Source organism: Vibrio phycocola, assembly GCF_054404255.1.
Window position 1 is genome coordinate 37,877 of the sequence record NZ_JBTAMQ010000012.1, and the last position, 25,327, is coordinate 63,203.

Genomic DNA, 25,327 nt, shown 5'->3' on the forward strand with positions numbered 1-25,327 from the left:
CACCACAATCGATAGACACTATATTGGTGGCTAAATAATACTGGAACCCAGTATCAAAAACGCCATATGTCTTGATTCTTATTTGCCAATAACGCGTACCGCTCGCACCATATTGCGTGCATGAGTTTCGTCTCCTTGAGGATGCTTCCCCCCATTCCAAGGGTAGAAGGTATCAGGTTGGGCTGAACGAGTATCGCCACGTTGCGCTCCTGCGCCATGAACATCCATCGGACTACCACCTAATGCTCCCATACCACGACCAAAGCTGATATCGATACTTTCATTACGTTCACAAAAGGGAGTGGACGTCCAATAGTCACTCCAATCTTGCAAGCCTGCCATATTCACAAACGGTGTACATTCTAATAGTGGATCAATGGCGGGAGAGTTTGTCACATCTGGACAACGGTCATAATCGACAATACTGTGCAGTTGCTTAGCATCCGGTAGCCGCCAATCATCGTGCCCAGCAAATAACAAGTTTTCACAATAGTTCATCGCAGATAGCCAATCCATTCTACCGTCACCCGTTGGTCCTGTACGAAAGAAACCACTGTCATATTTCATCCACATTAGACCGGTAGCCAAATCTGAGACGGTTCCATCGCCGTTATCAACAAGCATATTTTGGCCGTAATGAGTATTGCCGCGTACATAGAAAACGGTAAACGTTTTAACCGAAGGGTAACCTTTCAAAAAGCCATCGCGGAAGTTATACCCAAACATCGTCGTGGTGGAGCCTAATGTTCTGCTGCGATAGATCGTACTAGTCACGGTCTGAGTATCTAAAAATCGGTCACCTGGATTTAATACCGCTGGCTCATCGGGCATTTCAAAAAAATCAGTATTGAAAAATGGCTCTGAAGTATCAAATTCAAAACCAAATGAACCAGAAAAATCAGCCAGAGAGTAAAGCTCTTTAATCGTTGGGATACGCCAATCATTAAAACCACCCAGCTTTTTGGCGTTAAAATCATTTAAGCCTTCAAGTGCCTCACGGAACGTTTTTTTCTCTTTTCCAAATAAAAACGGGCTACTTGTCCACATCAATCCCGTCACTTCATCTTCAACAATGTTCTTTTCAGCATCAAAAAATCGATAGCTCGCCTTATTTACCTTATCCGTTTGATTGTAGTAAGCACTTTGCTTACCGAAATCTTGTTCTGGTTTAGGCTCTGAACCTTCTTCATAAACACCCGTATTGTGGTAATACTTTTTCGTACCGCAACTAACGATTGGATAGCCACCTTCGGCAGCGGTATAACCAACCTTATTATGAAGCTTCTTAGTGAGTGCTCTAGCTTCTTCAACAGTAAATTGAGGTATGTTTGACAGTAGAAAGGCCAGTGTATCGGCTTCCGTGTCATTCAATAATCCAACATCTTTTGCAATCTCAATCGCTTTTTCTTCGTCACCATCAGCTTCACCATCAAGAATTTCAACAAACTTCACCTGTTGGTCCCAGCTAATGGCGTGCTGAGTATGAGCTTGCGCCACCCGTGGGTCGATATAACCTAGCACGTCTTTAGCTTTCATTCCGGTTCCGATACAGAGTTTTGAATTGGTATTGTAATTCATGCTCGTGAGCCTCATTCAATATGCACTTACTGATAACTTATGATTGACTCAATATAAAGATTCACAGACAACTGAAAATACTTAAAAACATTAAGTCACTATTCGAGATTGCTAAACACTGTAATATATATACATGATTCAATTCGAATAGTTGCTCACAAATTAATGAAGCACTATTGGCGCAACTTTGTCACTAAAATAAAAACGAAGAAAATATTAGATTTATTTTATGGTATCTATCAATAGCAATAATTACATACAAAACATTAATTTAATTATTGTCTTCAATAAAATATATAAACATTTACTCGTAGGAAGGAATATAAATCCACTTTAAAACTAAGGATTTTATTTATGGGAATGTGATTTTTATATATGGGAATTAATTTATTGAAGAAGAAAAAATAAATTTAATTTTTATACAATAATGCTAAATGAACCTACAGGTAAATAAAAAGCCAGATTAAAAATAATCTGACTTTCTAAAGTGCACTTCTATCTTGATAATAATATCGAAAGCGATTATGACTTATTTAACCAAGGGTCAAACAGCTTACCTAATTTTGGCATGATAACCCAAGTTAGGAGGCCGATAACAACAAAGGTTTCAATCCCGAATCCAACCCAAGATGGTACGACACCTTGATGAAGTGGACCAAGTATTTTTGCAGCCGCATACACACATGGCCATACGCCAAACCATGTCACTAACGCCATTTTCCATGTAGGTGGATTTTTAAGGCCATTCGAGGCAAAGAACGCTTCCATTCCGTGCAAAGTCTTACGAGTGTAGTCTGGTTCAACAAGAGGTTGAATGTACGCAGTCCACTCGCGGAAAGTATCAGAAGCATAAAACGCGTCATGATCTTCCTTAGTAGCAAAAGAACGAATAATGCCATATACATGATTGTCTTCACCTGGCATAGGACGTATTAATTGTGCGCCAAGAGCACCCGGAGCTTTCGCTGATGTAGAAAAGAAATCACGAATTGCCTCTTCAAATGCCTTTTCTTTACCTGGCAGAACTCGGCGTGTGATCGCAACGTGAACAGTTTTACTCATATATCTTTCCTTGGAACCTCTTTATTTTCAGGCGGCAGTATAACGGATTTTTAACATATCTCAATCATACTTGGTAATATTTATTAACCAATGTTTTTCTTTCTTTACCATAAATCTTAATTTATTTTCTGGAGGCCCTGAAAAACCTAGCATTTTCGCTTTTTAGTAAATGGAAAGTTTAATTTACCTATCTATCATTAATGAATAAAATCACGACTAAACATTAAGTTTCTCTGCTTAACTCTCACTTATATAACTAAAAACAGCTATTCAAATGGCTTGAAAAATATAGTCATGCGTACTGTATAAATAACTCACTATTACCGATGACCAATTGTGACCTCAAAATAGAATGGAATGTACCGGTCAACTTTCCTTTTTTAACTGAAATACAGAATCATTTTGTCGAGCTTTATTGAATGCATAACTGGCGATCACTCCCCAACACAAAGTCTGTGCCCAAAGTAGAGTCCAATCACTTTTGACCTGAGCCCAATCGGCCCCCATCTGATTCAATTTAAGGAAGCCACTCACCGCGGGTTTAGTTGGAAATAATGAAGCTAACCAATTCAGTGGGGCCGGAACCATCTCTGACGGCCAAATAAAGCCCGCGGTAAATATCAATGGCATCGAACTAAGCAGTACAACAACCGTAACCCATTCTCGACTCGGTGTGACGGCACCAAGCCAAATACCGATAAAGCAGGAAGTGAGTAAAAATGGCAGCATCAACGTAAGAATATCGACTGGACTTGCAAGTCTGCTGATACCATAACTATCAAAGCTCATTCCAAAATAATACATCCCCATTAGATAATAGATGAGGACAAGCATGACCGTTCTAATCGCTAAAGTCGTGTAATTCGGCTGAGATTCCCAATAGCCGTAACTTTCTCGTTGCGTGCCTCCAATAAGCCCCGCCGCCATAGCCAAAGTTTGTTGAAGAATTAGGACAAACACCCCAGCAACAACATAGTCAACATAACCAAGTCTAGGGTTAAATGTCGGCTTAGTATTTAAATAGGTCGCAGAATATTGCTTGCTCGCCAACGCCAATGGAACGCCATCGTTAAGTAGCTTGGCGACTTTAACTTTCGCAGCTAACGTTCCTCCAGCCCCTGCAAGACCTTGAACAACAGTTCCATAGACCAGAATAAGAGATGCATCTCCGGCATAGGAAAGCACCGGGCTTTTTCCCAGCAGAAGGTTTTTGTAAAAATCTTCAGGAATCACGATATAACCCGTGATCTCTTCGTTTAAGAATGACTCCTTTGCAGCGGCTATTGAGTACAACCGGCTAACGACTTTTACGTTTGGTGACGCATCGACCATTCTCTCTAATTGATAACTGGTTTGACTTCCATCTAGATTGACAACCGCAATCGCTTGCTCTCTAGGTGTTTGATGGCTGTAAGGTAGCGGATAAAGAAAAGAATAAAATACAATCCCACCGAAGATCGTTAGTACAACAACGGGATTCGTTAAAATGGCCTTAAGCTCAAGCTTAATATGTTCCATTAGCCTCATGCCGCCATCTCCTTATTCATGTGCTTTTTAATCAAAAGCACGGTAAGAATGAGCGGAAAAACATACCCAACCATAGGAACAAGATGAGAAAGTGACTGCAACGCTCCTACCCCAGCACTTGCTTGGCTTACTTGAACTTCAATATAGTGGCTAGCCGGAAGTAATCCTCGCCATATTTGCGCTAATGAGCCCATATCGGTAGCGGGAAATGTAATGCCCATAAAAGCAAATCCAGGTGCCGTAAACGCCCCAGCAAAACTCATGGCTCTAGCGGCGTTACATGTTAAGAAAAAGAAAAAACACGCCATAACCATACACGCCAAAGTCGTAATAGCTTGAGCAAAAAGCAATACCACCCAACTTCCTTCCATTGGCCACTCAATAAGTTTATAAAACCAAAGCAAAAAAGTGGCGCCTAACAACCAGAACCAAATAAAGTAAGGGAATAAGCTTTTGCTTAAATCTATAACCGTAGTTGAACGACCTAGCCATGATTTCAACCCAGCTATTTGATAATTTGCATTCAGCACTAACACCGTGAATGCAACGATACATATTTGCCAAATAGCTGGAATAATTGCCGATACCAAAAACTGAGCATAATTCGTGCTTTTGTTATATAACGGTGTAATTTGAGTCCTAACGGAAACGGCACGACCAAAGGCAGCAGCACTTGTCGTATTACCCTTGGCTAAATTCTGAACCACGCCCACCTTCGCATTAAACGTTCCTTGTGCGCTTTGAGCAGCAGAACTGATCAATTTGCCAACAAGCAGGTATTGGCTGTTGTAAAATAGCGTAACTTGCGGAGGATTCGATTGGACAATCGATTTGGTAAATCCTCTGGGAATATAGAGAATTGCGTAAATATCACCGCTGACCATCGCGTGCTTGGCTTGAGAAATATCATCGAGCTGATGGTTCACGTTAAGCATTGATGTCGCATCATAATGTTGAACCAATGATTGCGACAACGAGCTCTTACTCAAATCAACCACCCCTATCGGTAAGTTGTTTACGATGCCTTGAGAGAAAATCCAATACATGCAAAGACAAAGTAAGATTGGTACCCATGTGAGCGATGACAATAACCATTTATCTTGACGTACGACTTGCCATTGACTGCGAGAGCGCGTCAAATCATCAATTGACGCTTCGGAGGCTTGAGAAGAATGCGGCATCATATTTTACCTACATCTCAACCACTAAACTCATGCCCATTCTCAACGACACATCATTATCAACTGGGCGAGCTTCCACCTCAAACGTTCGTAAATCAAACCCTTGAGTTGCATCGGTTGAGCGCCAGGTTGCAAAGTCGCCCATCACCGCAATATGCGTTACTTTAAACCTCACATCGGCATTTAAAGCTGGAACAAAGGCATCAAACTCTTTACCTTTTTCGAACTGTTGAAGAAGATCTTCTCGAACATTTAGCACGGCCCACGTATCTTGAGTATCAATAACCGTGACAACTGGAAACCCTTGTGGAGCCAGTTCACCACTGTGAAGTAGAACCTGAGCGACTTCTCCATTGAACCATGAATGTATTTGTGTGTCCGCGGCATACGCTTCTACTTCTGCTACCGCACCTGCTGCCATGCGCTCTTTTTCTGCTGCCGCTTGCTTGGTTTCATCTCGAGCGCCTTCTTTGGTCATGGTAAACATTTGGTAGGCTGCACTTTCATTGTATTGAGCCGCTTTCCATTGCGTTAACGCTTCATCTCGCTTTTGCTCAGATACTACACCATCTTCATATAAGCTATTGATTCTTCGGTATGTTTTTTCCATCAATTCCGAAGCCGCTTTGGCTTTACGCCATTGATCTTGAGAGGCTTGGATTTGTTGTTGTCGCGCACCAGTTGCGGCTTCTTTCGCCAACGCACCCGCCGCTTTTTGGCCTGCAACCGCTTGATCCAGTTTGGCATCGATTTCTGGGCTATGAATGGTAAACACAAGGTCACCTTCTTTCACATTGTCACCCTTGCGCACTAAGACCTGGTCAATTCGCCCTGCGACTTTTGAAGATATGCTGTATTGCTGAGACTCAATTTGCCCTTGAATTCGAAAGGCTGGTGCTTCATAAGCATCAAAAAATTTAAAACCAACCCAACCAGCAATGGCGAGTACTCCTAGTGAAATCAGAAGAGGTTTAACCTTATTCATGATGCATCCTTTAATCTAAGTTGTGCTGGCGTAATCGCATTTCGTTTATAGGTGTCGAAACTGTCCATTTCATTAGAAAGTGCGAGCAATTTATTCAGAGAAAGCAAATATTGGAAACTGGCCGCGTCCTGCTGAGTTTTGATATTAGCGAGATACAATTCGGCATCAACCACATCGAGCGATCGTCCCAAGCCTTGAGTGAATGCTTTTTGTCTTAAGCGCAAATTTTCTTCCGCGAGTGTAATACTGGAATTTAGTCCCATCACTTCATCAAGCGCTTGCTCAGCTTCGAGGTACGTTTTTTCAACTAATACGCTCAGATCCTGGCGAGCTTGCTTTCTTAAATATTGAATCTGAGAAACAGCACTGCTGGCCGCTTTCATATTTTCACCGCGTCCCGTATTTTCAGTCAGCGGAATACTGACTCCAATACCAACTAACCACTCTGGTCGCAGTTGACTATACAGTGAGTCATTTTCATATAGGTTGTAATCACCGAAAGCATACACTTCTGGAAAGAACTTGCCCTTTTCAGCGTTAATCAAACTTCTTGCTTGTGTTTCTTTAGCATCAAGAATATCAAGGCCAGGGTATGTGTTTAACGTTTGGTCAATAAATGCTTCAAGTGCGGGTAAATGTTGATTAATAAAAATCTCATCACGCGGTACAACTGCTTCGGTTTGCCCTAGCACTTGAGTGAGAGCTACTTGCGCGATATTTAAATTATGTTGAGCTTTTTTGCGTTCAACCACGGCTTTATCTAACGATGCTTCCGCTTGCAATCTTTCCACGCGAGCAATCTGCCCTTGCTGTTCAAGTTTAATTGCATGGCTGCGGTGGGCAATCAACCCTTGTTCGACCGCAAGTCGAGTTTCAACCACGTGCTCAGCTAAAATGACGCTGAAATAGTACTTGCTGAGATCTTCATAACGGGCTTGAACTTCCATCGCAAGCTGACTCTCAGCCTCTTTAGTTCGCCCTTCTGCCGCACTTTTTGCGGCCGAAATCCGTCCTCCGGTAAAAATAGGCCAAATAGCACGAATCGAAGAGGTGAAGATCTCTTTATCAATTAGTGTCGCGGACACACCACCAAGCAAACTTGATAATGCACCCAAGCCAGAAATACTTTCAGTAAGATCTGATCCTGTAATCGTGACATCATCATCCAGTCGGGTGTAGGTCGCACCAATGGAGATTTGAGGCAAATTGAGGCTGTCAGTCGCATCTTCTAGATGACTATAGCGCTCAACACTGGCTCTTTGGGCAGCAATAGAATTGTTATTTTTTTGCAGTAATTCCCATGCTTCATCAAAGGAAACATCGGCTGAATTAGCGCCGAATGACAACATTCCTATCAGTGCGCCCATTGCATAAGCCACGGACCGACTCTTCATATTTGCTCCAGAAAAATACAGACGAAAAAAAGAGTTAGAGTATAAGCTCTACAACTACCCTACGCAACTAGTTAACACACACCAAATTCAGGGTCTAAGAATAGCTTCTAGACCGAATCTGATATTTGGATTAGTGGATGAAAGAGCGGCATTGTGCATAGCGAATTTAGGCGATCTATTATCCACCGAGGCATATTAATGTGACTTTAATCACGTTAATTACAAGTTGAGATCCTCACTACAAACAGAAAGGTTTATATATACAAAATATATACTCGGAGGTATTACCATGAGCGGTAAAAAAAAGTCATCGAATAAAAAAGACAGCCAACTTCTGCTGAGAATCAACAAAGAAGATCGAGATGAGTTTATCGCGTTATGTGAAGACTTAGACACCTCAGCGGCACGAGAAGTCCGTCGCTTTATTAAGCAATTTATAAAGGATCATAATAAAGGTTGAACATCATACGTTAGAAAGAAATATACGTGATTTACTCTGTTATGAACTCCCTCCTTAGATACACTTTAATTGACTAGAGACTAATGAAAACACCTTGCGTTGCTGCGTGCAAAAATGTCGATGGTATATGTTCCGGATGCCATAGAACAATGACAGAAATAATAGAATGGAAACAGTACAGTGACGAACAACGAGAAATAATTCTTCAGCGATTAAAAGGCGCGAATGAAACTCATCGATGCCCAAGTTGCAATGAACCCGTATTTTGTGGCATCAGCGCCGGAGAAAATACCTGTTGGTGCATGGGCCTTGAACGTCGCGATACATCATTGATAGTACCCAGTGATAGCTTATGTTTATGTCGAGAGTGTTTACGCAAAGCAAAATTACTAAACATCGACGAGTAGAGAACAAAAGACACTTCTATTCTCTACTACAAAGCTAACTACTTCTCTTTTAGTGCTTCACTCGTAAACTCAATGCCTTCCCAACCAAATTCGATAAAGTTACGAATATTTTGGTGATCATCATTGGTTGGGTGGAGTAAAACATCTTTACGATAAAAATCACCAAACAGTGCTAATGCTTCCTCTGCGGCCAAACCTTGTAACTTGGCGAATGCGAAAATCTTACACGATCCATTGTTTTGATCGGCAGCATTGGTTAATGCTCCGTTAGTAAACTGAGTTGGCGTAAAATCGTAGTTGGCATCAATCACAGCAATGACATCACTAAATTCTATCGATTTAGGGTCATTCTTAACGGTTTCAATAAGTGTCGTGAGTTTCATCGTTTATCCTTAACTTAACACGGTTTTATTACGTTTTTTAAAGGTAATGTAGTCTAAAGAAATTCAACTCTGATGCAAGATCTCGATTTCTCTTGGTTCATTCCGTTGCTACTCCAATCAAGGCCTATCTCATTTACTGATAGCTCTGTGTTTGTTCAATCAGTTTAATAACCGAAGGGGTTGTTAAACCCTCGACACTCTCTTTATTTTGCAAACGAGTTCGAATATCGGTACTCCGGACTTTTACTTTTTCAGGTAATGCCATCACTGAAAAATGATCCATAATCTTATCTGCATTATAAAACTTACCAAAATTCATTAGGTTATCAGGCCCAATAATAAACGTTAGGTTATCCGCTGAATACAGCTCAGCAAGATAGTTTAACAATTGATAAGTCGTCACACTCTGATTAGATTCGAGTAACTCCTCTTCAACACGGCACAACTCAACGCGATTAGATCTCGGCGCAAGATCATCGATAAAAGCCTCAACGAGCTCACAGCGTAACTGAAAATCCAGCATCTCTTTGCCCCATGCATGAGCAATGCTTGGAACGAGCAAGATAAGATCAAATTGGGTCAGTGATTCAATAACATTTTTATGTCCGAATGACGGGGGGTTGAAAGCACTGCCAAAGACGGCAATATTCCTCATATTCATCCTTTAAACTCAATTGAGAGTTTTATAATCGACTAATTTCGGTATGATACTATGTACTATTTATTATTGCTTGCACAAAAAGGGAAGGCCTTATGGAACAATTAATCCGCGACGAGATGCGTGTCTCGCCAAGCATTGACCCAAATTTTGAGATAGAACGAAGAGTAGCGTTTATTAAAGACAAATTAACCTCTTCTGGATGCAAAGCTTTAGTACTTGGGATCAGTGGTGGCGTTGATTCCACAACGTGTGGACGTTTGGCACAACTTGCAATCAATCAACTTAACGATGAATCTCAAAGTAACGACTATCAATTTATCGCTGTTCGCCTGCCTTATGGCGAGCAAAAAGATGAAGATGAAGCTCAAATTTCACTTCAGTTTATCCAGCCAACACATGCGGTTGCAGTCAATATAAAATCGGGTGTTGATGGATTGCATGCAGCATCACATGCAGCACTGGAAAACACAGGCTTGTTACCAACCGATTCTGCCAAAGTCGATTTTGTTAAAGGTAACGTTAAAGCTCGCGCACGTATGGTCGCACAGTACGAAATTGCTGGTTACGTAGGAGCATTGGTCTTAGGAACCGATCATTCTGCGGAAAACATTACCGGTTTCTACACCAAGTATGGAGATGGCGCTTGCGATCTCGCACCTCTATTTGGACTGAGTAAGCGTCAAGTTCGTCAAGTTGCAGCGACGTTAGGTGCTCCAGAAATTTTGGTCACCAAAACCCCTACCGCTGATTTAGAAGAGCTTGCTCCGCAAAAAGCAGACGAAGATGCGCTAATGCTGACTTACGATCAAATTGATGATTTCTTAGAAGGAAAACCCGTACCTCAAGAAGTCACTGAGCGACTAGTTGCGATTTATCAAGCGACACAACATAAACGTCAGCCAATTCCAACGATTTATGACTAATTAACTCAAAATTAATTGCATCACTAATTAAGCCGCCAAACTTTTAGTTGTTTGGCGGTTTTGTTTTATAAAATCAAGAATCAGTGCCGATCTCAATGATTAGCGACGCTTTTTCCCACGATTCGCATGGACATTTAATTTAGCCTTTAGCTTGCGCTTCTCAGATGAACGGCTGCGCTTTTTAGGGTTACTGTCAGTATAAACTTCGGCATTTGGACTCGGTTCAAATCCAGCGAGCCACTCTTGTGGTAAGCGCTTATCCAGTAAGTTTTCTATCGCTTCCAATAAGTACTCTTCGTCGTGACCCATGAACGAATAGGCTTTCCCTGTTTGCCCAGCTCGCCCTGTTCTACCGATGCGATGGATATAGTCTTCGGCTTTAAAAGGCAGATCGAAATTCACGACTTGCTCTAGTTGCTCAATATCAAGACCACGAGCCGCGACATCCGTCGCAATTAATGCTCGAACCTTACCCGACTTAAAATCATCGAGCGCCTTCTGACGAGCGCCCTGACTTTTATCACCATTAATTGAAGCCGCATGAATTCCATCTAATTTAAGCTCTTTGGCAAGAGCATCACTGCCTTGCCTTGTTTTAGTGAAAACCAAGACTTGATGCCAATTTCGAGAGCCAATCAAGTAGGCTAACAATGCGCTTTTCTTGGAACGGTCAACCGGGTAAACCAACTGTTCTACGGTATCAGCGGTCGCATTTTGCGCGGCCACCTGAATCGGCACGGCGTCCCGCATCAGGTGTTGTGCAAATGCGCGAACTTTATCGTCGAGGGTTGCAGAAAAACACAAGGTTTGCCTAGATGAATTCAAGCGCTTCACTATCCGTTGAATATCAGGGGTGAAACCCATATCCAACATTCGATCGGCTTCATCAAGAACCCAAAACTCCACCTTCTCTAAAGTGATGATTTGATTAAAAAGATGATCCAGTAAGCGGCCAGGTGTCGCGACTAAAATATCGCACCCTAACTTGAGTTTATCGCTCTGCGCTCTGATACTGACACCACCATATACCGCAACGATCTTCAACTCTGTGTGTGCAGAATACGCGACTAAATTGTCATAAACCTGCTGGGCTAGTTCGCGAGTTGGGACAAGAATAAGCCCTCTTACTTCACCTTTTTCAGGCCGATCAATCGCAGCTCGTTCGGTTAAACGCTGAATCATCGGTAACCCAAATGCCGCCGTTTTCCCTGTACCAGTCTGAGCACCAGCCAATATATCCACACCATCAAGAACTCTCGGGATTGCTTGAGTCTGAATTTCCGTAGGCGTCTGAATATGTAATTTTTCTAAGGTATTACTAAGAAAAGTAGCGATACCTAATTGGGTAAATGTTGCGGACATATTTAATTTCCAGTTGAAATTTTGGTGAGTCTAACAAAATAACGCTAAGACTGCTCTTCCACATATATTGAAGCAATATCACGTTCTTACCAAGTCAGTTCTAAAAATGTATCAATATATCACTCAGTTACTAGATTTAGTTGCAGTAATCACATACGTTTATATATAAGAAAAATCATTGACTTAAGTAATGTGTAACACATATGCGTGGACAATCGGCGAATCTAAACACATTAACAAACAACTACCATTCGCTGCAAAATCGCGTTGGCATCATTCTGCCCGTCTTGGCAATTTTTATTATTACCTTTTTCGCAGGTAGCTTATACACCTATTACAGTACATTCAGCACCGCTCACACTCTTGGGCGACAAGCCATCTCTAACCTAGAAGTCTTCATTAATCGAACGGCGCATGATTTAGATCGTGTCAGCATTTCTGCCTCTGAAACATGCAATAAAAATGACATCTCAAAACTACGAAATTATGTGTTTGCAACCGATAGAATTAAAGAAGTCGGTATGTATGATGCTAATGGCAGTATTTATTGTACAAGTAATGCAGGACAAGCCAACATTGCTATCTACCGCTCTGTTTTAGACCGACTAGAACATTCGACGGATCGCACCACTATTGAATTAACTGATTCACCTGATGGAATTCCAACCTTTTTTATTTTCTCTTCTACCCCAAAAAAATCAGGCATCAATGCGCTTATTCCTCCACGCCACTTTCTCGAATTGATTTCATCTTCATTTGATGACATGTCTTTTGGATATCAGATCCAAGTATTAACTCACGTTATCGATGGCCAACAAATCGTCCCGAGTAAATCAAACCGAGTATTAACATTTCGCTCCAATATTTATCCACTATCTATTCGACTAAATATAGGGTTAGAAGCCTATATTACCTATTTCACCAACCTAGCTTGGGTCATCATACTGTGCGCAAGTTTATTGACCGTTGGGTATTTAATTGTTCGGGATTATCGACGCAGCAATCACACACTTGATGCCTCTCTCCGCTCAGCGATTCAAAACAATCAACTTAAGTTGTACTTTCAACCAATTGTTGATAGCCGGACTCGAAGTGTCGTTGGCAGTGAAGCTTTATTACGTTGGAATGATCCGAATAAAGGGTACATTTCACCCGCTATTTTTATCCCATTAGCAGAGCAGATCGGCATAATTAAGGAATTAACTTACCGAGTTATAGATTATTTAACTAACTACATCGAACGACATAAACTTGAATTTGAAGATCGTTATATCAGCATGAATATCAGTCGAACATTGGTATTGGACGATGAGTTCATTTCATATATTTACGACTATGCGATTACTCATCCGATTATGGCCAAAGTAGTAATGTTAGAAATTACTGAAGATAACAACTTTTCACCAGAAGAAATGGTCAAAGCTGTACACAATCTAACCCTTCTTAAAAACCTCGGTTTCAGAATGGCGATCGATGACTTTGGGACGGGGTATTCTGGGTTAAACTTTATCCACCAACACCCATTTGACAAGCTGAAAATAGATCAGGTGTTTATTCGAAGCCTATCTCAAAACGAAGCACTCGATGCAGTCGTGCTCTCAATGATAGATCTATCCAATCAACTAGGAATGGAAATTATTGCGGAAGGTGTCGAAGATTCTAAACAAGTTGAAGCACTAGCAGATATGGGCGTAACGCAAATTCAAGGATTTTATTACGCTAAGCCAATGCCCGCAGAAGAATTTATCGGCTACATTAAAGCCTCTGAAAAAAATGTATTGTAATTAACGATTCTGTTCACGCTTAAGCCTAATAAAAAGACCATAATGATCATGTCATTATGGTCTTTTTAGTTTAACTGCATAACAAAAAAGTTTTAGTTGCTACCTAATACAACACGAGCGTTGATCGCCTGTAATGGACGGTTATTTTTCCCCATAGCACCGCTCATTAACTGCTCTTGATTATCTGATAACGACTTAGCATTTTTTAATACAAACCAACGCACGCCTTCGCTACACGGTGGTGTCGTTAAAGAACCATTGAAACGGTAATATGAAGAGTAGTCCGGTAGCATATCTTTCACATCAAATGACTCAGCCAACGTCACTGTTTCACCGTTTTTAGGAAGTGTTTGAATTAAGTTAGCCAGTTGTTCGTTTTTCTTACCCATATCGAACATCACAGCCACTACCGCTAGATTGCCATCTTTATCAGCATGAACAAAATGTCCCTCTAAAGGATAAGATTTGTTATTGATTTGATTTTCTGAAGGCGTATGGAAGTGAAACTGTTTCAATTCGAATTCTCGACCATCAATCGATAATGTATTGCTTCCTTCAATCGTTGCTTGCAACGTGTGACCATTATTCATCAAGGCCGTCACCGAACCCGTATATTGAATATCTAATGGCGCAAGCTTAGCGTCTGTGATTGAATTTAAATTAATTGGGCTTTGGTTTACACCAGTTGCACAAGTCTGAGATACCTTATCCCAGTGCTCAGGGCCATGTGCGCCTTCGTAACCCCACTCTGATGCTTGAGCAACGTTAAATAAAGAAGTTAGAGATACAGCCAAAATTAGTTTTTTCATTTCATGGTCCAAAAATTAGTTTTAAGTCATCACCATGTATTGTCATCATGATGAGCGATGGTAATCATCTTAAAGGGAGTGTTCGTGATTCAATAACACGTGCGCTACTGAAGGCATATGATAATACCGCAACATTATTCGTCGATAATAGATAACCATTTGAAAAATAAGATTTCATTAGCAACCCGATTCATTTGAACACACTATTTTTTCCGGCGATTAATCAATATGAAAAAACTCTGTAAGTAAAATGCAAAAAACAAAATAACCATGTGCAACTCGCGACATAATTCGCATTTTGCAATTGCAAAATGCGAATTATATTTGATGAATGATTGATTACGACGAATGGTCAACGACTTAGAAAGAAATAAACTTGGCACACTATATGCTTTATGTACTATGACCCTTATTAAGCCAAGGGTCACCTAGCCAACTGACGTTGTTAGTGAACGCCACTTGTTCACAATTAATATAACCAATCACCTTTTTGTGGTTGGTTTTTTTTCTTTTTTAACCAGCCATAATTGCTTTCAAAAAAATCGCTTGAACTCCTCTTTGCGATCGTAGCGAAACCATCGTTCATATACTCTGACAAAATAACCACCCGACTTTTTATTGGAATGATAAGTAATATTTAGAACGGGACAGGCAATAAAAAAGGACCTGTTTTTCAACAGATCCTTTTTTATTTCTACTATGATTATTATTTTAGTTAGTGCTCTAGCCAATGTTGTTAGTCAACATTTGAATATTTTTGATCGATACTTTTTCTAAGTAATCTTGAATCATCTGATCCATTAAACGTGAACATCGAAATGAAATACAAGTTGAAGCTAAAATTTGTTATAAATATGCGTATTGGATTCCAAAAATATAATTATATATCCGTAAATTTACATGAAAATGTGACTTTGGTCACATTTAATATCTGTTCGATATCTCTACTTAAGAGCTATACCCATTAATATACTTTGCATGCCTTTAGGCGTATTTATTTTAAAAGGTTGAGTAACCGATACCTCTGAGAAGCCAGCTTGAATCAACTCATCTTGCATCTCTATCAGCCCTAAGCCGAATCCGTCTTCATCATCAGCGACCCAATCCCAATGCACAAATACACCACCTTTATCTAACAGTGAATAGATAATGGCCAATACTTCAGATAGGTTGTCGAGATAACTGCACACTGCACATGCAATCACCCCATCAAATTGCTTTCGAAAGGCTGGATGCTGAGCAACGAGGCCTCGAGTTAACGAATCAACGACAGGCTCGACATTAAATAGTTCTTTCGTATCCAACTCTTCAATCATCGCTTCCGATGAATCTAGTGCGATGATTGATTTAACCTGAGGAGAAATTGATTGGCTTAAACGACCAGAACCACACCCAAAGTCTAAAATGTGCTTTCCCGCTAAATCCATCACACTGCCAAGTGAAGCAGACGCCTTATCAGCTAACTCGATATTTTCGGGATTATCTTCCCAATCTACAGCAAGCAAATCCCACTGGTTCGCCATCGTGGTCTCCATTGAAGGTGGTCATGTCATCATTTAAAATAAAAGAATAAACCAAAATAAGACTAACTTCATAGTATTAAGTCACTATCTTAGCTCAGAAATGCTCATTGAGTCCCAACTATTTACCCCTTTAATTTTATCATTTGACATAATTTCTCCCAACACCTTACGAACAGTAAGTTATACTTAGTTTACAAAAACATGGCTCATTTGTTATGTGTAAGTAAATGATGAAAGGAAGTGAATAATGAAAAGAGAAACGACTCTACGTTTTCTTGCCGAGCCAAGCGATGTAAATTTCGGTGGAAAAGTCCATGGTGGCGCGGTAATGAAATGGATTGATCTAGCAGCATATGCTGGAGCTGCAGCATGGAGCGGTAAATACTGTATCACTGCATATGCCGGTGGTATCCGCTTTGTAAAGCCCATCACGGTAGGAAGTTTAGTAGAAGTTAACGCCAAAGTCGTTTACACCGGACGAAGTTCTATGCATATCGCGATCGACGTCCAAGCTAGCGATCCCAAAACACTCATCAACTGCCTCACTACCCACTGTATCGTTATCATGGTTGCCGTTGACGAAGAAGGCAAACCCACCAGTGTCCCAGAGTGGAAACCGACCGACCCCGACGATATCGCTCTTAGAGAGTCAGCCATTAAGCTAATGAATATGAGAAAAGAGATTGGAGAAGAGATGGAAGCTCACGTTAAATACTTAAAATCTATCCAATAAAGCGAATTTCCTTCTGTCATCGAACGGTCATTTAATTTTGCTTTAATAGGTCAATTATTTGCTCGTTCGGATTTTTTGAAGGTACCTTGGCTTGAAAACGCCTCAAATCACTCTCAGTATTAACACACTAAAAAACCAACAATCAGTTGAATATCAATGGGTTCGCTCGCTTTACGTTAGTGGGTACACGCCAGAAGAAATCAATAAATATATTAACAACTGCTTTGGTGGTGATCATATATTTGCCAACCTTTTCCGTCGGGTTGCACTAAAACAAGTTAGCCTATATGTACTACTTCAACATTTAGGGTGCGCGCCTTCAAATCAAGAGATCAAAAGAGATCAATAGTCACTAAGTTATACCCCAATGTGACGAAAGTTATTTTAGAAGCTAAATGACCACGACGTTGCCATATTAAATCAGCTTGTTCACCTTATTCTACTCAACTGAGATTTTTCACATCAAAAAATAAAATTAAATCATCGTTTCAAAAATATTGATTTATTCTTTTAAAAATATAAAATAGCTTTCAAAGAATGGATATTCCGGAGTAAAGAGCAGTGATAAAGCAACAGCGCGTGGCCGTTATCGGCGAATGTATGGTTGAACTTCAACAACATGGTGAGCTGTACAAACAAAGTTTTGGCGGCGACACTCTAAATACTGCTCTTTACCTTTCGCGACTGACATACGAGAAAGATGTTTCAACCTCTTATTTAACGGGTCTGGGCCTCGACCCTTTCAGTGAAGAAATGTTGAATCAGTGGAAAAAAGAGAATATCGATATATCGATGGTACTTCGTTCTCAAACCAAGCTTCCTGGTCTTTATACGATTGAAACACAAGATGATGGCGAACGTAGCTTTTACTACTGGCGAAATGATTCCGCAGCGCGATTTTGGCTACTGGAAGCAGACCTTGATGCTCTCGTCACTCAACTTTCAACGTTTGATATGATCTATCTCAGTGGAATTAGCCTTGCGATCTTGCCTTTAGAGTGCCTAAGTTCACTGATCGACGTACTTCAACGTTGTCGTGATAACGGCTGTAAAATCGCCTTTGATAACAACTATCGTCCAAAGCTTTGGAACTCTACCGAACAAGCTCAGCAGGCCTATCGTCAGGTGCTCTCATTAACCGATTGCGCATTCTTAACATTTGATGATGAAGTGATGCTTTACGGTGATGATAATGAACAACAAGCGATTGAACGTACTCAACAGCTCGGTGTGACAGAAATTGTTGTTAAACGAGGTGCGGATGCATGTTTTGTCGTCGTCGATGGCGAAATGCACACGGTTGCCGCGAACAAAATATCTAACGTTGTCGATACAACTGCAGCGGGAGACTCATTTAGCGCAGGTTACCTAGCCAAACGAGTAACAGGCGGTACACCTATTGAGTCAGCACAAGCAGGTCACCTATTAGCGGGAACCGTGATCCAATACCCTGGTGCTATTATCCCTAAAAAAGCGATGCCACATATTTAAAGTGTTTAAGACAAAGAAACATTGAAGTTGTCTTGAACGAACCAAATGTTCTCATTTTTGTAACCAAAATGAGATGAACTAGCTCTGCTAGTTAAAGAAGTCATAGGTTTGATCGACATGCCGATCAAGCTTGTGCCTAAATGTAGTGATTAAATTTTCTGTTTTGTTTTATTTTGAGCCCATTTATATGGGCTCTTTTTTTTGGCTACTCACAGGGCTTATCACCTCATGAGTCGACGCTCTTATCTAACCGGCTGACCTCGCTTGGCGTGATGACAACGGCTATTGATTTGGATGTTGGAGTATCACTAAATTCACCAACGCTCTCCAATGGAATCAGTGCATTTGCCTCGGGAAAATACGCGGCAACATTCCCTTCTGCAATCTGGTAAGGAATGACTTTAAATCCGTGTATCTTTCGCTTCTTGTCATCCGTCCACAGAGTTTCAATATCAACCAATTGTTCGTATTTCAACCCTAAATTATCGATGTCTGCTTGATGCATAAAAACAACATTTCGCTCGCCAAATACCCCGCGATAGCGATCATCATATCCATATACCGTTGTGTTATATTGATCATGAGAACGCATCGTTTGCATTACAAACACAGGCTTCTTAGAGGAACTTGGTGCATCAAAAATAAGGATATTTTCTGGCAATTCATGACTACAAATTTGAGCCTTACCTTGTGGGGTATTCCATACCAAATCCCGAGCACTATTTCCTAAATAAAATCCGCCAGGAATATCCAAGCGTTGATTAAATTGAGTAAAACCAGGAATGGTCTTCTCTATGTAGTCTCTGATATTGTTGTAATCATCGACCAATGATTGCCAGCAAACGGGATTATTTTCACCAAGAGTCGCTTTAGCCATACCCGACACAATAGCGATTTCTGAACGCATGTTTTCTCCTGATGCGTCCATTCTTCCAGCGGATGCATGTACCATGGAGAACGAATCCTCTACCGTGACTTTTTGTTCGCCATTTGCTTGCATATCAATATCAGTTCGCCCATAGCAAGGCAGAATGAGGGAATCTTTTCCTGGATTAACATGACTACGATTAAGTTTGGTTGCAATATTTACGGTCAGTTGGCACTGATGCATTGCTTCCATAACTCGTTCGGTATCCGGTGCAGCGGCGACTAAATTCCCACCCAAACCAATAAACACCTTGCTTTCGCCTTTACTCATTGCTTGCAACGCATTGACGACATTATGCCCATATTCTGTGGGCGGCTTGAAGCCAAAAACTTTTTCAAGATTTTCGAGCAATAACGCCGGCGGTTTTTCATTTATACCAACAGTACGGTCGCCCTGCACATTCGAATGACCTCTCACTGGACACAAACCACTGCCCGGTTTACCAATCTGACCAAATAGTAGCTGTAAATTGGCGATTTCTTGAATGGTTGCCACAGAGTGCTTATGTTGAGTAACGCCCATCGCCCAAGTCACAATGCGAGTCTTGGCATTGTGATAAATATCCGCGGCCTGCACGATGTCATCTTTACTCAATCCCGACTGATCTAGAATCTGCTCCCATGGCGTAGCCTCAACAGTCGCTAGATAATCATCCAACCCGTCTGTATGTTGCTCAATAAATTCGAGGTCGAATACATTTTTGCCCTTCTCCACCGCTTGCTTATGTAAATCCAACAAAACTTTTACCATGCCGCGAACCACGGCCATATCACCACCTAATTTGGGCATAAAGTAGTGACTGGTGGTTGGCGTGGAGCCGTTACTCAGCATCTCAAGTGGATGTTGAGGATTGGTAAATCTCTCTAACCCACGTTCTTTAAGGTTATTGAAGGCGACCACTTGAGCGCCACGCTTGTTTGCGGATGCTAAGGTTTCCAACATACGAGGATGATTGGTTCCCGGATTTTGTCCAAATAAGAAGATAGCATCGGCAACCTCAAAATCCTCGATCGTTACCGTACCCTTGCCGATACCGATTGATTCAATGAGTGCGTGGCCCGTTGCTTCATGGCACATGTTTGAACAGTCTGGAAAGTTATTGGTCCCAAAACGACGCGCAAATAGTTGATATACGAACGCGGCTTCATTACTTGCTCGACCAGAAGTATAAAACTCAGCTTGATTCGGATTCTCAAGTTGGTTTAGATGTTCAGCGACGACATTAAACGCTTCATCCCAGCTTATCGGCTCATAATGATCCGTTTCAGGGTTATAGCGCATCGGCTCATTTAAACGCCCTTGATACTCTAAAAAGTAATCGGTTTGCTTATTCAGCCAAGACACGGAATATTTGGCAAAAAATTCATGCCCAACTCGGCGAGTTGTTGCTTCCCAGTTTACGGCCTTCGCACCATTTTCACAAAAGCGAAATCGTCCAGGAACGCCTTTTTCACCCCAAGCACAACCCGGGCAATCAAAGCCGCTATCTTGATTGGCACGAAATAAATTCACGATGTTCTTAGCGACATTTTCGCTTTTAAAAAGATGTTGCGTAGTTGATTTTAATGCAGCCCAACCACCAGCCGATCCGGAATATTCTTTATAACTCATCTAATTATCTTCTCATCATTATTCTGGCTTCATTCGCCAGTACCCGTTGTATAAATTGAAGTGTTCCGCTGTGGTAAAACCAATCAGCGTAATATCGAACTGACGGGCAATATCCAGCGCGATTTTTGAAGGCGCTCCAACCGATACAATAACGGCAACACCAGAGATCACCGCTTTTTGCATTAATTCGTAACTGACTCGACTTGTCAAAACCACAACACCACGAGGGTGCCACTGTTGTTGGCGAGACAAAAATCCTAATAATTTATCTAGTGCGTTATGACGACCAATATCTTCAGCAACAGCGCTCAATTCCCCATCAATCATATAAGCGGCACCATGGACAGAACCGGTTTCATGAAATTGAAATTGATGCTCAGCGAGTAAGGACGAGTAACTCAACACATCACTCGGTGACAGCCAACTCTCGGTTTTATCAATCGCTCTACGAGCCATAAATTGAAGTGTTCGGACAGACGTCGCGCCACACACACCACAACTGGACGTGCTCATGTTACGACGACTAGAAATCGACAAATTTGGTTCAATATCAGCTACTAAGATTACAACAACATGATTCATCGCATGACTCGTATGATCATCAAAGTAACGTATTGAATCAATATCAGACCAACGCTTTATAACGCTATGACTTAAAAGCAAACCATACACTAAATTTTCATCGTCACCGGGGGTCCTCATCGTCATACTCCACAATTCACACTGCGAGTGACCATTAGAAGTCCATTCAATACTTATTTGTAATGGCTCTTCTACAATAAGAGTGTCACGACTAAGGCTGTACCCCTTACCTTTCTGATAACGTTTTCGAGAAACCCGTTTAAGAGAAACAGGATCATCATTGTTCCATTGATTTGCGCTATCTGATTGCATTGACACCATTCTTTAAGGTTTGAGGCCCCATACGAAATTTATTGCGTAAGTTACTCCTTACATATAAATCCGTCAATAAAAACACCGAGTTTTTAATAATATTTATGAAACATTTGAGTAAAGTTTAACCTAACAGTTTCTAACATCTACTGGTATCTAATAACATTGCTTTTCACACTTACATCACAATCTCGCTACCTACAGAATTTGAACATTTGCCCAAAGGAAACAAACCTACCACAGGCTATTTCTTACTCGTTTACACATGGAGTCTACCTGTGGTTCGACATTGGTTACTGGCGATGTAAGTCATACCGTATGAGGATGAACTCATGGTATGGGATCGGGGAAATTGATGATAAGCAGAAAAAGACAGAGAGGGCGTACGGCAGATTATTTAGTTAGCTTAGAACTATCCTGTAATTGAATTAAGAATTGAGCATCAACCTCTCTAGTGAATGCAAACTATGTACGGTAAAGCACTTTAATAACATGCCAACCAAATTTAGTTTTTACGACAAGTGGTGTTAACACTTCCCCATTAAAACAGGCTTTATCAAACGCAGGAACCATTTGGCCACGTTTAAACTCTCCCAAATCACCCCCCTTCTTACCCGATGGGCATAAGGAGTGTTTTTTTGCCAGCACATGAAATTTAGCCCCTTTCTTCAATTGACTAACAATATCATCAGCTTGATTCTTGTGTTTCACTAAAATATGCAATGCAGCTGCTGTCGTTGCCATTGGTGTTCTCCTTTTTTAACCGCGTAAGTGTATGGAGTTTACTTATAAATGTCATCCTCAAATCCTTTGATCTTACAAAAGCGATATGCAATACAAGCGAGTCGTTGCGAGATCAATAAAAAAGGAGATAAATACAGAATCATTTGAAGACTGGGGATTATCCATTAGTATTAAAAATAAGACAATTAAGGTGTCACAGTCATGTCCAAAATCACAAGCAAAACACATCAGTCTCAAGGAATGTTGATGTTTACTCTAAATAGTCAACGGCATCATTTTGCAATGGGAACATTAAAAATAAGAGAAATCATTTCTTTCCTCCCAATGACTCAAATACCGTACTCTCACCAACATGTAATTGGGACAGTGACAGTGCGAAATAAAACTATCCCGGTTATTGATATGGCTGCAGCGATCGGATTTCGGCGTATTGATCCAAGTGAATATAAAAACTGTTATTTGATTGTCACTGATTGTATGCGCAAAGTGGTGGCATTTATGGTTCGAACTATTGAAAAAATAGTGGAATGTGATTGGCGATCAATCGAGCCCTCACCGGATACGGCTGGACACAATGTTTTCGTCACGGGAATCACACGTTATCAAGAAAAACTGATTCAGCTACTCGATGTCGAACTCTTACTGTCTAAAATTTACCCTCAAGAAGAATCAACTAAACGCGCAATCTTATCTGATGTCGACAGAGAAAAATTAAAGCCGTTTAACATTATGTTGGTAGACGACTCTTCCATCGCCAGAAAACAACTTTCTGATGCGCTTGAATTCATTAATATTCCTTATTGTGTTTGCAATAATGGGCTTGAAGCACTTGAAAAGATGAAAGAGCTATCTCAAATGGGCCAAGGTATAGATATTCTAGTAAGCGATATAGAAATGCCGGGGTTAGATGGATATGAATTAGCATTTGAAGTTCAAAATGATGCGATGATCAATAACGCCTATACCATCCTCCATACTTCACTTTCGAGCGAAATTTGTGTTGATCGAGCCAAGCAGGTAGGCGCACAAGATGCCCTTGAGAAGTTTAATGCTCATGAACTCGTTCATGCCATGCTTAAGGGAGCCGAAAAACTTAACACAAAAACATTGCAACAAGAGCAATAAAAGCGACTACACTTTATTTATACAATTTCTGATCCATCCTGTTTGGGTAACAAATTGATATTGAGAACAATTAGAACCAGATTACCTATATGCAATTTATAGATTTATCCAATTGGCATAAAATTAATTTAGAACAGTGACAGTGACTAGAGTGATTTCAATGAGTATTCAAGACGAATTTAAGCGTTCAGCAGAAAATTTGAAAAAAACAGTGCCCTTGATGCTGAAGTATAAGGTACCAACAACCCCTGCAAATTACGCACTTTGGTACACTTATGTGGAAGAATCTCACCCAAAGCTAAATGAAGCGATTGATCTCACCGTTGAGCAATATGGGAACTGTCCTCCGAGTGTCAATAATAGTCTTTATTCACAATTCATCGCTCAAGAGCACGAAACTGAGTTTAACGACCTAAAGGTCAGTGTCGAAAAATTATTACTTCAACTCTCTAATTCCATGAGCGACACCATCAATGAAACTTCTACTTTCTCGAATCAGTTAGAAAAAAGCTGTCAAAATTTAGAGCAAATTGAAGACGGTAAGTTTTCCGTTGAGGAAATCACTTCGCTAGTTAAAAAAGTCATATCCGAAACTCAAGACCTCAGTCATTCAACTAAAGACCTTGAGTCAAAATTAACCAATTCAAGTAAAGAAATAGAGCAACTCAAAGATCAATTAGAGCAAGTAAAACATCAATCACTTCTCGACAGCTTAACTGGCTTGAAAAATCGTCAGTCGTTTGATTACGACATCGCTATGGTAACGAGCTCAAATAAACCGATATGCCTCATTATTCTCGATGTTGACCACTTCAAATCATTCAACGACCAATTTGGTCACCAGTTTGGTGATGCGGTACTAAAAGCAATCGGTAATAGAATGTCATCACTATGTCGTGATCAAATCACCGCTTATCGATATGGTGGGGAAGAGTTCGCGCTTATTATCCCTAACAAGACTTTGTCTATGGCAAGACAGTTTGCCGATAATATTCGTCGTTCTCTTGAGAAGATTTCAATAAAAGATCGTAAGTCTGGCACCATGGTAGGCACAATCACTGCGTCTTTTGGCGTTGCTCAGGTTCAATCAGATGACTCTATAGATTCATTTATTGAACGAGCCGACAGTTTGATGTATGAGGCAAAAAAACTCGGCCGAAACCGAGTCATGCCAATGCTCTAATCAACATTTAAATCATTCGCGTACAAAGTAAATTCCGAGCAGTTTTTACTAATGAACTCACGATCTTCACGCGAAACACAAGGCTTAGAATCAACATCATCGCGCAATAAACTTACCCAGTACCGGGCACGGCAAGTCGTTGGAGTATTTTCCTCATGAACCATCATGTATGAGAGGGTCTCCATTTGAACATCAACCAAATAGCTGTCCTGAAGCTTCCCATTTCCCGTTTGACGACCTAGCATAATCTCAACATAGCAACCATCGCGCTGACGCAATAAAAGTGAATCAGGGTTTTCGCGCTCACCAATATATGCCACAAAATGACCAGGGTACTTCAAGCCAGTCTGTTGACCATCTTTAAAACAAGCCACGATATGCTTCATATCGATACGGTAGCTGCATACCTCTGAGTGACTTCTATCATTTAGAGGAAATAAGCGGTCAAGCACACGTTTTGCTCGTTGTTGCTGATCAATGTCCATGTTAGTTCCTTGCTGGTCAACATGCACACAGTGCAACGCTTGATTTTTATGCTGCATTTCAGTTATTGGATTCGATAGTTGTATAGTCATGTGC

Annotated in this window: 23 protein-coding genes and 1 pseudogene; 9 read left to right on the top strand and 15 right to left on the bottom strand. The window is 40.8% G+C overall.

What is annotated here, in order from left to right:
• Window positions 1-78: 78 nt before the first annotated feature.
• From ACXJY6_RS15175 to ACXJY6_RS15200, 6 genes and pseudogenes are all read right to left on the bottom strand, one after another.
• Complete coding sequence (locus ACXJY6_RS15175) at window positions 79-1,578, bottom strand: Lcl C-terminal domain-containing protein (protein WP_458768840.1); 1,500 nt, start codon at window positions 1,576-1,578, stop codon at window positions 79-81.
• Between the two features lie 522 nt (window positions 1,579-2,100).
• Window positions 2,101-2,640 (bottom strand): antibiotic biosynthesis monooxygenase, encoded by a 540-nt coding sequence (locus ACXJY6_RS15180; protein WP_456050104.1) that lies wholly within the window; start codon window positions 2,638-2,640, stop codon window positions 2,101-2,103.
• Window positions 2,641-3,006: 366 nt separating this feature from the next.
• The gene (locus tag ACXJY6_RS15185; protein ID WP_458768841.1) at window positions 3,007-4,167 is read right to left on the bottom strand and encodes an ABC transporter permease; all 1,161 of its coding nucleotides are present in this window, start codon (window positions 4,165-4,167) and stop codon (window positions 3,007-3,009) included.
• Complete coding sequence (locus tag ACXJY6_RS15190; RefSeq protein WP_458768917.1) at window positions 4,164-5,348, bottom strand: ABC transporter permease; 1,185 nt, start codon at window positions 5,346-5,348, stop codon at window positions 4,164-4,166. The genes ACXJY6_RS15185 and ACXJY6_RS15190 overlap by 4 nt, the downstream gene beginning before the upstream one ends.
• A 10-nt stretch (window positions 5,349-5,358) precedes the next feature.
• Window positions 5,359-6,333: an HlyD family secretion protein gene (locus ACXJY6_RS15195; protein WP_458768842.1), complete on the bottom strand. Its 975-nt coding sequence runs from the start codon at window positions 6,331-6,333 to the stop codon at window positions 5,359-5,361.
• Window positions 6,330-7,658 (bottom strand): annotated as a pseudogene (locus ACXJY6_RS15200) (TolC family protein); the annotation flags it as partial. The gene ACXJY6_RS15195 and the pseudogene ACXJY6_RS15200, both read right to left, overlap by 4 nt.
• A 358-nt stretch (window positions 7,659-8,016) precedes the next feature.
• On the opposite strand from ACXJY6_RS15200, the gene ACXJY6_RS15205 reads away from it, so the two are divergent.
• Together ACXJY6_RS15205 and ACXJY6_RS15210 are read left to right on the top strand one after the other, a co-directional pair.
• The gene (locus ACXJY6_RS15205) at window positions 8,017-8,187 is read left to right on the top strand and encodes a hypothetical protein (protein ID WP_456050101.1); all 171 of its coding nucleotides are present in this window, start codon (window positions 8,017-8,019) and stop codon (window positions 8,185-8,187) included.
• A gap of 83 nt (window positions 8,188-8,270) precedes the next feature.
• Window positions 8,271-8,594, top strand: a complete 324-nt coding sequence (locus tag ACXJY6_RS15210; protein ID WP_458768843.1) for a cysteine-rich CWC family protein — start codon at window positions 8,271-8,273, stop codon at window positions 8,592-8,594.
• A 38-nt stretch (window positions 8,595-8,632) separates the two neighbouring features.
• Here ACXJY6_RS15210 and ACXJY6_RS15215 read toward each other — a convergent pair whose 3' ends face one another.
• The gene (locus tag ACXJY6_RS15215) at window positions 8,633-8,977 is read right to left on the bottom strand and encodes a HopJ type III effector protein (protein ID WP_458768844.1); all 345 of its coding nucleotides are present in this window, start codon (window positions 8,975-8,977) and stop codon (window positions 8,633-8,635) included.
• 133 nt (window positions 8,978-9,110) lie between these two features.
• A complete protein-coding gene (locus tag ACXJY6_RS15220; RefSeq protein WP_458768845.1) occupies window positions 9,111-9,632 on the bottom strand; it encodes a nicotinate-nicotinamide nucleotide adenylyltransferase in 522 nt (173 codons plus the stop codon).
• 98 nt (window positions 9,633-9,730) lie between these two features.
• On the opposite strand from ACXJY6_RS15220, the gene nadE reads away from it, so the two are divergent.
• Window positions 9,731-10,561: an NAD(+) synthase gene (gene nadE / locus ACXJY6_RS15225; protein WP_458768846.1), complete on the top strand. Its 831-nt coding sequence runs from the start codon at window positions 9,731-9,733 to the stop codon at window positions 10,559-10,561.
• A gap of 99 nt (window positions 10,562-10,660) precedes the next feature.
• Here nadE and ACXJY6_RS15230 read toward each other — a convergent pair whose 3' ends face one another.
• Entirely contained in the window at window positions 10,661-11,923 is a 1,263-nt protein-coding gene (locus ACXJY6_RS15230) for a DEAD/DEAH box helicase (RefSeq protein ID WP_458768847.1), read from the bottom strand.
• Window positions 11,924-12,126: 203 nt separating this feature from the next.
• Between ACXJY6_RS15230 and ACXJY6_RS15235 the strand changes: the two genes are divergently transcribed.
• Window positions 12,127-13,707, top strand: coding sequence for an EAL domain-containing protein (locus tag ACXJY6_RS15235; RefSeq protein WP_458768848.1), 1,581 nt, complete (start codon window positions 12,127-12,129; stop codon window positions 13,705-13,707).
• 92 nt (window positions 13,708-13,799) lie between these two features.
• Here the strand turns inward: ACXJY6_RS15235 and ACXJY6_RS15240 are convergent, their stop codons facing one another.
• A complete protein-coding gene (locus ACXJY6_RS15240; protein WP_458768849.1) occupies window positions 13,800-14,516 on the bottom strand; it encodes a carbonic anhydrase in 717 nt (238 codons plus the stop codon).
• Between the two features lie 944 nt (window positions 14,517-15,460).
• On the bottom strand, window positions 15,461-16,039 hold the full coding sequence (locus ACXJY6_RS15245; protein ID WP_456050093.1) for a class I SAM-dependent DNA methyltransferase: 579 nt from the start codon (window positions 16,037-16,039) through the stop codon (window positions 15,461-15,463).
• Between the two features lie 247 nt (window positions 16,040-16,286).
• On the opposite strand from ACXJY6_RS15245, the gene ACXJY6_RS15250 reads away from it, so the two are divergent.
• The 3 genes from ACXJY6_RS15250 (at window position 16,287) to kdgK (ending at window position 18,263) form a co-directional block, all read left to right on the top strand.
• On the top strand, window positions 16,287-16,772 hold the full coding sequence (locus tag ACXJY6_RS15250) for an acyl-CoA thioesterase (RefSeq protein WP_456050092.1): 486 nt from the start codon (window positions 16,287-16,289) through the stop codon (window positions 16,770-16,772).
• 91 nt (window positions 16,773-16,863) lie between these two features.
• The gene (locus ACXJY6_RS15255; RefSeq protein WP_458768850.1) at window positions 16,864-17,121 is read left to right on the top strand and encodes a hypothetical protein; all 258 of its coding nucleotides are present in this window, start codon (window positions 16,864-16,866) and stop codon (window positions 17,119-17,121) included.
• A gap of 215 nt (window positions 17,122-17,336) precedes the next feature.
• Entirely contained in the window at window positions 17,337-18,263 is a 927-nt protein-coding gene (kdgK, locus tag ACXJY6_RS15260; RefSeq protein ID WP_458768918.1) for a 2-dehydro-3-deoxygluconokinase, read from the top strand.
• Between the two features lie 226 nt (window positions 18,264-18,489).
• Here kdgK and ACXJY6_RS15265 read toward each other — a convergent pair whose 3' ends face one another.
• The 3 genes from ACXJY6_RS15265 to ppiC form a co-directional block, all read right to left on the bottom strand.
• Window positions 18,490-20,802, bottom strand: coding sequence for an FdhF/YdeP family oxidoreductase (locus ACXJY6_RS15265; RefSeq protein ID WP_458768851.1), 2,313 nt, complete (start codon window positions 20,800-20,802; stop codon window positions 18,490-18,492).
• A gap of 18 nt (window positions 20,803-20,820) precedes the next feature.
• Window positions 20,821-21,696 (bottom strand): formate dehydrogenase accessory sulfurtransferase FdhD, encoded by an 876-nt coding sequence (locus ACXJY6_RS15270; RefSeq protein ID WP_458768852.1) that lies wholly within the window; start codon window positions 21,694-21,696, stop codon window positions 20,821-20,823.
• Window positions 21,697-22,161: 465 nt separating this feature from the next.
• A complete protein-coding gene (gene ppiC / locus ACXJY6_RS15275; protein ID WP_456050088.1) occupies window positions 22,162-22,440 on the bottom strand; it encodes a peptidylprolyl isomerase PpiC in 279 nt (92 codons plus the stop codon).
• A gap of 201 nt (window positions 22,441-22,641) precedes the next feature.
• Between ppiC and ACXJY6_RS15280 the strand changes: the two genes are divergently transcribed.
• Both ACXJY6_RS15280 and ACXJY6_RS15285 read left to right on the top strand, forming a co-directional pair.
• Window positions 22,642-23,565 carry a chemotaxis protein gene (locus ACXJY6_RS15280; RefSeq protein WP_458768853.1) on the top strand — a complete coding sequence of 308 codons (924 nt, stop codon included), beginning with the start codon at window positions 22,642-22,644 and terminating at the stop codon, window positions 23,563-23,565.
• A 160-nt stretch (window positions 23,566-23,725) separates the two neighbouring features.
• Window positions 23,726-24,748, top strand: coding sequence for a GGDEF domain-containing protein (locus ACXJY6_RS15285; RefSeq protein ID WP_458768854.1), 1,023 nt, complete (start codon window positions 23,726-23,728; stop codon window positions 24,746-24,748).
• Here the strand turns inward: ACXJY6_RS15285 and ACXJY6_RS15290 are convergent.
• On the bottom strand, window positions 24,745-25,323 hold the full coding sequence (locus ACXJY6_RS15290; protein ID WP_458768855.1) for an aldolase/citrate lyase/malate synthase family protein: 579 nt from the start codon (window positions 25,321-25,323) through the stop codon (window positions 24,745-24,747). The genes ACXJY6_RS15285 and ACXJY6_RS15290 overlap by 4 nt on opposite strands.
• Between the last annotated feature and the right edge of the window lie 4 nt (window positions 25,324-25,327).

Coding starts and splice junctions, on each gene's coding strand:
- ACXJY6_RS15250 (WP_456050092.1), top strand. CDS start 16,287: ATGAAAAGAGAAACGACTCTACGTTTTCTTGCCGAGCCAAGCGATGTA.
- ACXJY6_RS15290 (WP_458768855.1), bottom strand. CDS start 25,323: ATGACTATACAACTATCGAATCCAATAACTGAAATGCAGCATAAAAAT.
- ACXJY6_RS15210 (WP_458768843.1), top strand. CDS start 8,271: ATGAAAACACCTTGCGTTGCTGCGTGCAAAAATGTCGATGGTATATGT.
- ACXJY6_RS15245 (WP_456050093.1), bottom strand. CDS start 16,039: ATGGCGAACCAGTGGGATTTGCTTGCTGTAGATTGGGAAGATAATCCC.
- nadE (WP_458768846.1), top strand. CDS start 9,731: ATGGAACAATTAATCCGCGACGAGATGCGTGTCTCGCCAAGCATTGAC.
- ACXJY6_RS15180 (WP_456050104.1), bottom strand. CDS start 2,640: ATGAGTAAAACTGTTCACGTTGCGATCACACGCCGAGTTCTGCCAGGT.
- ACXJY6_RS15240 (WP_458768849.1), bottom strand. CDS start 14,516: ATGAAAAAACTAATTTTGGCTGTATCTCTAACTTCTTTATTTAACGTT.
- ACXJY6_RS15175 (WP_458768840.1), bottom strand. CDS start 1,578: ATGAATTACAATACCAATTCAAAACTCTGTATCGGAACCGGAATGAAA.
- ACXJY6_RS15270 (WP_458768852.1), bottom strand. CDS start 21,696: ATGCAATCAGATAGCGCAAATCAATGGAACAATGATGATCCTGTTTCT.
- ACXJY6_RS15190 (WP_458768917.1), bottom strand. CDS start 5,348: ATGCCGCATTCTTCTCAAGCCTCCGAAGCGTCAATTGATGATTTGACG.
- ACXJY6_RS15205 (WP_456050101.1), top strand. CDS start 8,017: ATGAGCGGTAAAAAAAAGTCATCGAATAAAAAAGACAGCCAACTTCTG.
- ACXJY6_RS15265 (WP_458768851.1), bottom strand. CDS start 20,802: ATGAGTTATAAAGAATATTCCGGATCGGCTGGTGGTTGGGCTGCATTA.
- ACXJY6_RS15285 (WP_458768854.1), top strand. CDS start 23,726: ATGAGTATTCAAGACGAATTTAAGCGTTCAGCAGAAAATTTGAAAAAA.
- ACXJY6_RS15215 (WP_458768844.1), bottom strand. CDS start 8,977: ATGAAACTCACGACACTTATTGAAACCGTTAAGAATGACCCTAAATCG.
- ACXJY6_RS15185 (WP_458768841.1), bottom strand. CDS start 4,167: ATGAGGCTAATGGAACATATTAAGCTTGAGCTTAAGGCCATTTTAACG.
- ppiC (WP_456050088.1), bottom strand. CDS start 22,440: ATGGCAACGACAGCAGCTGCATTGCATATTTTAGTGAAACACAAGAAT.
- ACXJY6_RS15280 (WP_458768853.1), top strand. CDS start 22,642: ATGTCCAAAATCACAAGCAAAACACATCAGTCTCAAGGAATGTTGATG.
- ACXJY6_RS15235 (WP_458768848.1), top strand. CDS start 12,127: ATGCGTGGACAATCGGCGAATCTAAACACATTAACAAACAACTACCAT.
- ACXJY6_RS15195 (WP_458768842.1), bottom strand. CDS start 6,333: ATGAATAAGGTTAAACCTCTTCTGATTTCACTAGGAGTACTCGCCATT.
- ACXJY6_RS15220 (WP_458768845.1), bottom strand. CDS start 9,632: ATGAGGAATATTGCCGTCTTTGGCAGTGCTTTCAACCCCCCGTCATTC.
- ACXJY6_RS15230 (WP_458768847.1), bottom strand. CDS start 11,923: ATGTCCGCAACATTTACCCAATTAGGTATCGCTACTTTTCTTAGTAAT.